Annotated in this window: 5 protein-coding genes and 1 tRNA gene; 2 read left to right on the top strand and 4 right to left on the bottom strand. The window is 65.6% G+C overall.

All coding sequences use genetic code 11. The features are described 5' to 3' along the window. Nucleotides 1-1515 (bottom strand): cobaltochelatase CobT-related protein (locus B4A72_RS02550; protein ID WP_292978050.1); only part of this gene is annotated, 1515 nt, incomplete at its 3' end. A 166-nt stretch (nucleotides 1516-1681) separates the two neighbouring features. Here B4A72_RS02550 and B4A72_RS02545 point away from each other — a divergent pair. Beyond that, nucleotides 1682-2266 carry an NADPH-dependent FMN reductase gene (locus tag B4A72_RS02545; protein ID WP_292978049.1) on the top strand — a complete coding sequence of 195 codons (585 nt, stop codon included), beginning with the start codon at nucleotides 1682-1684 and terminating at the stop codon, nucleotides 2264-2266. Between the two features lie 75 nt (nucleotides 2267-2341). Here B4A72_RS02545 and B4A72_RS02540 read toward each other — a convergent pair whose 3' ends face one another. The 3 genes from B4A72_RS02540 to B4A72_RS02530 are packed head-to-tail and all read right to left on the bottom strand — an operon-like array spanning nucleotide 2342 to nucleotide 5660. Next, nucleotides 2342-3592: a hypothetical protein gene (locus B4A72_RS02540; RefSeq protein ID WP_292953759.1), complete on the bottom strand. Its 1251-nt coding sequence runs from the start codon at nucleotides 3590-3592 to the stop codon at nucleotides 2342-2344. Between the two features lie 23 nt (nucleotides 3593-3615). Beyond that, the gene (locus tag B4A72_RS02535; RefSeq protein WP_292953768.1) at nucleotides 3616-5007 is read right to left on the bottom strand and encodes a TolC family outer membrane protein; all 1392 of its coding nucleotides are present in this window, start codon (nucleotides 5005-5007) and stop codon (nucleotides 3616-3618) included. Continuing rightward, entirely contained in the window at nucleotides 5007-5660 is a 654-nt protein-coding gene (locus B4A72_RS02530; protein ID WP_292953756.1) for a protein-L-isoaspartate O-methyltransferase family protein, read from the bottom strand. The genes B4A72_RS02535 and B4A72_RS02530 overlap by 1 nt, the downstream gene beginning before the upstream one ends. A 124-nt stretch (nucleotides 5661-5784) precedes the next feature. On the opposite strand from B4A72_RS02530, the gene B4A72_RS02525 reads away from it, so the two are divergent. Continuing rightward, nucleotides 5785-5858 (top strand) — tRNA-Cys (locus B4A72_RS02525). The last annotated feature ends 9 nt before the right edge of the window (nucleotides 5859-5867 follow it).

Raw genomic sequence — 5867 nt, 5'->3', positions numbered from 1 at the left:
GCCGTCGATGTTTTCCTTCAGCAGCCCTTCCTTCATCATCAGGCCCAGATTCGGCCTGACACGACGCCAGGGCGCATCCGCGGGCTTGTAGATGATGTGGCGCAGATCGTTCAGGCGGCCCGGCTGGGACGGACGACCCTGTTTCAACCATTCCTCGCGGGCCTGCCCCCCCTTCCACGCGCGGGTGGTAAAGCCCAGGATCTCGACCTTGACGCTGCACCGTTCCAGCGTCCGGGCCAGCACGTCGGCGCAGATCGCCGCGATCGAGATGGGTCGGCCGCGCATGGAGCCGGAATTGTCGATCAGCAGCGTCACCACGGTATCGCGGAACTCCATGTCCTTTTCGACCTTGAAGCTCAGCGGCGTGGTCGGGTTGGCCACAACGCGGGCCAGGCGGCCGGCATCCAGAACGCCTTCCTCCTTGTCGAATTCCCAGCTGCGGTTCTGCTGCGCCTGAAGGCGGCGTTGCAGTTTGTTGGCCAGCCGGCTGACCGCACCGCGCAGCGGTTCAAGCTGCTTGTCCAGATAGGCGCGCAGACGCTCCAGTTCGGCCGGGTCGGCCAGATCGTCGGCGCGGATTTCCTCGTCCCAGTTCTGCGAGAACACACGGTAATCGGGGCTGGCCTCGCTGACCGGCGGCGGAAGGTCGGGCGGCGCTTCCGCATCCGGCATCTCGGCCTCGTCGGTCAACTCGTCATCGGCCTGATCGTCCATGCTGACCTGGGCCTGACGTTCGTCCTGCTGCTGTTCCTGACTGCGCTCGGGCGAGCCTTCGCCATCCTCGCTGTCATCCTGGTCGCGCGCCTGGTTGTCGCCGGCCTCCTCGTCCTGTTCGGCGTCTTCCTCGGCGGCATCATCCTCGGGTTCGTCGGGATCCTCGCCCAGTTGATCACCATAACCCAGATCGCTGATGGCGCGCCGCGCAAGTCGCGCGAAGGCCGCCTGATCGGCCAGGGTTTCACGAAGATCGCCCAGCGTTTCGCCCGCCTGCTGTTCGATGAAGGGCCGCCACAGATCGGCGACATGCTGCGCACCCACGGGCAGGGCCCGGCCGGTCGCGGCCTGCCGAAGGATATAGCCCGCGGCCACCGACAGTGGCGCATCGGCCGGAGCCTTGATCTGGGCATAACCCTTCTTGTCGGCCTCGGCGCCGATCCTGGCATCGATGTTGGACAGGGCGCCGGGCATGTCGCGCGCGCCCAGAGCCTCGCAGCGGGCGGTTTCCATGGCTTCGTAAATCTCGCGCGCCATCGGACCTGCTGGCGCGAATTTCGCATGGGTCGCCGCGTCGTGATGGCGCATCCGCATCGCAAGGGCATCGGCGGTTCCGCGCGCCAGCAGCACCTCTTGCCGACCCATGCGACGGCTGATCTGCGGCAGGCGCATCGTGTCGCCGGCGACACCGGACGGATCGGCGCTGAAGGTCACGTTCAACTCATGCTCGTCGGCAAGCGCGCGCGTGGCCTCGGTCAGGGCCTTCTTGAAGGGATCGGCGGGATTGTCGGATGTCTTCATGTCATCCATAGAGCACCGCCCGAGGCGCGGGGCAAGGGGCAGACGCGGCGCCAGGAGGCTGTGCAGGGCCGCACCGCCGCTGTGCGCGGATGCGCAAAAGCCCTTGCAACCGGTCAGGTCGCGATCGCGTTGGTGGGGATATTGCCCAACGAAGAAAGGACAGGTCATGGCCAGACCCCGGATTGCCGTCATCGTCAGTTCCACGCGCGACGCCCGTTTCGCCGACAAGCCCGCGGAGTGGCTTATGGCGCAGGTCGCGGATCACCCTGATCTGGACTTCGAGAAGGTCGACCTGCGCGAACAGAACCTTCCCTTCTTCAACGAGGCCGCGTCGAATCTGTGGGTCGAATCCAAGGATCCGAACGCGCTGGCCTGGCAGAGGAAGCTGGACGGTTTCGACGGCTTCATGTTCGTGCTGGCCGAATACAACCACTCGGTCCCCGGGGCGCTGAAGAACGCCATGGATCAGGCCTACAAGGAATGGAACCGCAAGCCGATGACCGCGCTGGCCTATGGCGGCGCGGGGGGCGCGAGGGCGCTGGAGCATCTGCGGATGATCGCCGTGGAATTGCAGATGGCGCCGCTGCGCAATGCGGTCCATATCGGCGGCGGCGATTTCCTCAAGGTTTCTCCCATGGGCGAGGATGCACCGATGAGCGAGATCGAGGATCATCTGGCGGCGTCCCTGAAAGCGACGCTTGAAGATCTTGTCTGGTGGACCAAGGCGTTGAAAGCCGCGCGAGCGGGGTGAATCCGGAGTGACGAAAACAAGAAGGCCGCGCGATTCGGTGAATGCGCGGCCTTTTCGATGAATCCTCGGCTCCGATCAGATCCGGTCCAGCTGATCGTCCATGGCGGCCGCGATCTCGCGGCGGATCACGGCGCGCAGGTTGCGTGAAAAGCGCTGACCCATCTCGCCCTGCAATTCCTCCTGGATCATCTCGCGCAGCAGATCGCGGATGCCCTGCTCTTCCACTTCAGGCTGATGTTGCGGGCTGGCGGGTTCATTGGCTGCCGCGACCGGCGCCTCGGCAGGAACCGGAGAAACGGCTGTTTCCTGCGCCGCCGACCCGGTCGGGATCGATGCGATTTCAGCGGTCGGGCGATGCCAGACCTCGCAGGCCCCCGCGGCGGCGGCAAGCGGCGCGATTCTCGCCTCCGGAACGGGTTCGCTGGCTGCCAGTTCCGGGACCGGATCGGACGCAGATCGTGGCTGGCTGCTTTCGGCAGTCTCTGCCGCGGACTTCCGTTCTGGCAGGGATTTTACCGCGATCGGCGCCGAGTCGTTCATCGCGCCCCCATCCGCCGGTTCGGGGCGCATCCGGGCCTTCCAGTCAAAGGCTTCGGCGAAGGCGTCTTCCTCCATCATGGCCTCGAAATCGTGCAGAGGGGTCGGCCCGGCCGCATCACTGCCCCGGCGCAGGTCCGGCAAAGGATCCTCATCCGAAGCCGATTTCGCATCAATCCCGGCGTTCCGGTCTCTAGGCAAGTCACGCAGCGGACCCGAATTGACCCGGCGGGCCACGTCCAGACGAAGCGGCCGAGGCGCGGGCGGAACCGGCTGATGTGGCGAGGGCGCGGAAAACGACGCTCCGATTCGTCCCGAGAACGAGCCCTCGGGCTGCGGGGTTGTTGCGGACATGTGGCACGCAAGTTCGCTGCCCGGCAATTCCGCCACAGCCTCGGTATCGGCGTGGCGAACAACGCGACCGGCTTCATCGGGCCTTTGCGGCGGCTCGGGGGGCGTTTCCGGCATGATCGGCCTGGGCCGGGCGGCATCGGCGCCATTCGCGGCCTGACCCAGCGGCCAACCCTCCGCCTCGGGCTCGACCGCCGCGTCGCCGAAACGCGACCGCGCCAGTTGTCGGGCAAGAGCGGCGTTTCCACCGTGACGTCGTGCCAGAAATTCGGCCGAATCCTCGTCGATGACACGAGACGCGGTTTCTCGATCGTCGATCAGGCGATCCCGTGCGGCGGACAAGGCTTCATCCTCCGCGATCAGGCGGCGGATGGCGGTCAGCACATCGCCGATATCCTCGGACAGCCGCGCTGCGGACTGGATCTGTCGCTCAGCCATGGGTCACCCCCATGGCGCGGGCGTCATTGCTTGCGGCCGATGGCGCGCAGGACGCGATCAAGGCTTTCGCCCTGCTTGCTGGTATAGGGCGCATCACGCACGGCATTGTAGTATTGTGATGGGTCATAGGTCGGAATCCCAAGTTTCAGGTTTTCTACCGTCAACAGACCCATAGCAGCCAAAAGTTGATAATGTGCTAATTGCAGATTGGATTCGGCGGTGATCTTGTCGGCCCGCGCCTGCAGCAGGGATTGTTCCGAATCCAGCACGTCCAGCGTCGTCCGCGCACCCAGCAGCGCCTCTTCGCGCACACCTTCATAGGCTTGCTGCGCGGCGGTGATCTGCTGGTCGATGGCACCGATCTGCGCCCGCGCCACCTGGATATTGGCCCAGGCTTCGCCGACCTGCTGGCTGATCTGCCGCGATGTGTTCAGCAGCGCCGCCCGCGCCTGGTCGCGCGCGGCCATCGCCTTGCGCTGTGCCGATGGCAGGCGGCCGCCGGAATAGATCGTCTGGTTCAATTGCACCCCAACAGAGGCAGTGGCACGATTGTCGTAGACGCCGGAAAACGTGCTGGGACTGCGGGTCACGCCCACGCCGAGATTGCCCGACAAGGTGGGATTGCGTTCGGCCGCGGCGGCCGCCACGCCCAGTTCGGCGGCGGCGGCCTGACGCTGGGCCTGAAGGATCGCCGGATGGTTCTTCTGCGCAATGGCCCGCGCGGCATTGACCGATGCCGGCAGTTTGGGCAGCGGCGGCGGCGCGCTCAGGCCGGTGGGTTTCCGCCCGGTCGCCGCCAGATAGCCTTCGCGCGCGATTTCAAGTTGACCCTGCGCGGAGGCCAGCGCCGCCTGGGTCGCGGCCAGTTGCGCATCGGCCAGGGCCACATCGGTCACGGTGATCTCGCCCACGTCAAAGCGATCCTGCGCGGCCTGCCTTTCGCGCGACAGAACCCCGACCGAATTCTGCTGCAAGGCCACCTGCTCGGTGGCGCGGCGAACCTCGAAAAAGGAGGCTGTGGCATCAAGCAGAACGTTCTGTTCGACATTCACCAGCGCCTGCCGCGTGGCCATTACCTGTTCCTTGGCGGAATCGATGGCAAGCTGCGATCTGCCCCAGTCGTAGAGCGTCATTTCAGCCCCGATCTGCAACGAGGTCGATCGCGTCGTCAGCCCGCCCTCGCTTTGCTGCACGTCATGGCTGGCGATCCACTGGACCACGGGGCGAAGCTGGGCGATCGCGCTGGCGACATCCTCGTCCGCCGCCCGCAGCACGGCCCGGTTCTGATCCATCAGCGCCGAATCGCGATAGGCCGCAACCATCGTGTCGGCCAGGGACTGGGCGCGCGCGGGAAGGGCGATCGCGCCGCCCAGGATCGATGACAGGACAAGCGCGCGAAAACAGGTGCGAAAGATCACAGGCTGAACCTCCGTTCGCGGGTAAAGCCCGGCAAGAGCGGGGCATGGGCGTTGAAGGCATAGCGCCAGTTCACGCGGTCGTTCAGGCGATGGCCGATGCGGACAACGCCCAGCCGTCCCTCGTCGAACAGAGCCGCGATGCGGCCGCCTTCCTTCAACTGGTCTTCAATGGCGGCCGGAACCTGCTGGACCGCGCCCTCGATCAGGATGGCGTCATAGGGCCCTTGACGCGCTGCGCCTTCGGATAGCGGTCCCTCGAGCACGGCGACGTTGAAGACATCGGCCTCGGCCAGCCGGCGTTCGGCCTCGGCGGCCATGTCGGCGTCGTCCTCGATGGCGACGACCGCCTCGGCCATGCGCGCCATCACGGCCGCGGAATACCCATATCCACACCCCAGATCCAGAATCAGGTCATCCGGCTGGATGTCCAGCGCGTCCACCATCTTGGCCAGTGTCCGCGGCTCCAGCAGGACACGGCCGCGTCCGATATCCAGATTCTCGCCGGAATAGGCCACGGCGCGGCGGCCGGCGGGAACGAATTCCTCGCGGGGAACAGCCAGCATCGCTTCGATCACCGGGAATTTCGTGACATCGTTGGGACGAACCTGGGTATCCACCATCATGGTGCGGCGCGCGGCGAAATCGGTCATGTCGGGCCCTTATGCGACCTGCTTTGTCTGCTTACTGCCACGATTCCGGGATGCGGGCAACGCCGCTCATTCCCGTCTTGCGCCGTCAGCGCCGATCCACTAAATCATTCGCACTCTGAAGATCGGTGGGTTGGCGGAGTGGTTACGCACCGGATTGCAAATCCGTGAAGACCGGTTCGATTCCGGTACCCACCTCCAGAAAGTCCC

The organism is Paracoccus sp. UBA5162 (genome assembly GCF_002413585.1).
Taxonomy (GTDB): domain Bacteria; phylum Pseudomonadota; class Alphaproteobacteria; order Rhodobacterales; family Rhodobacteraceae; genus Paracoccus.
This window is presented reverse-complemented; position numbering and strand designations above follow the sequence as displayed.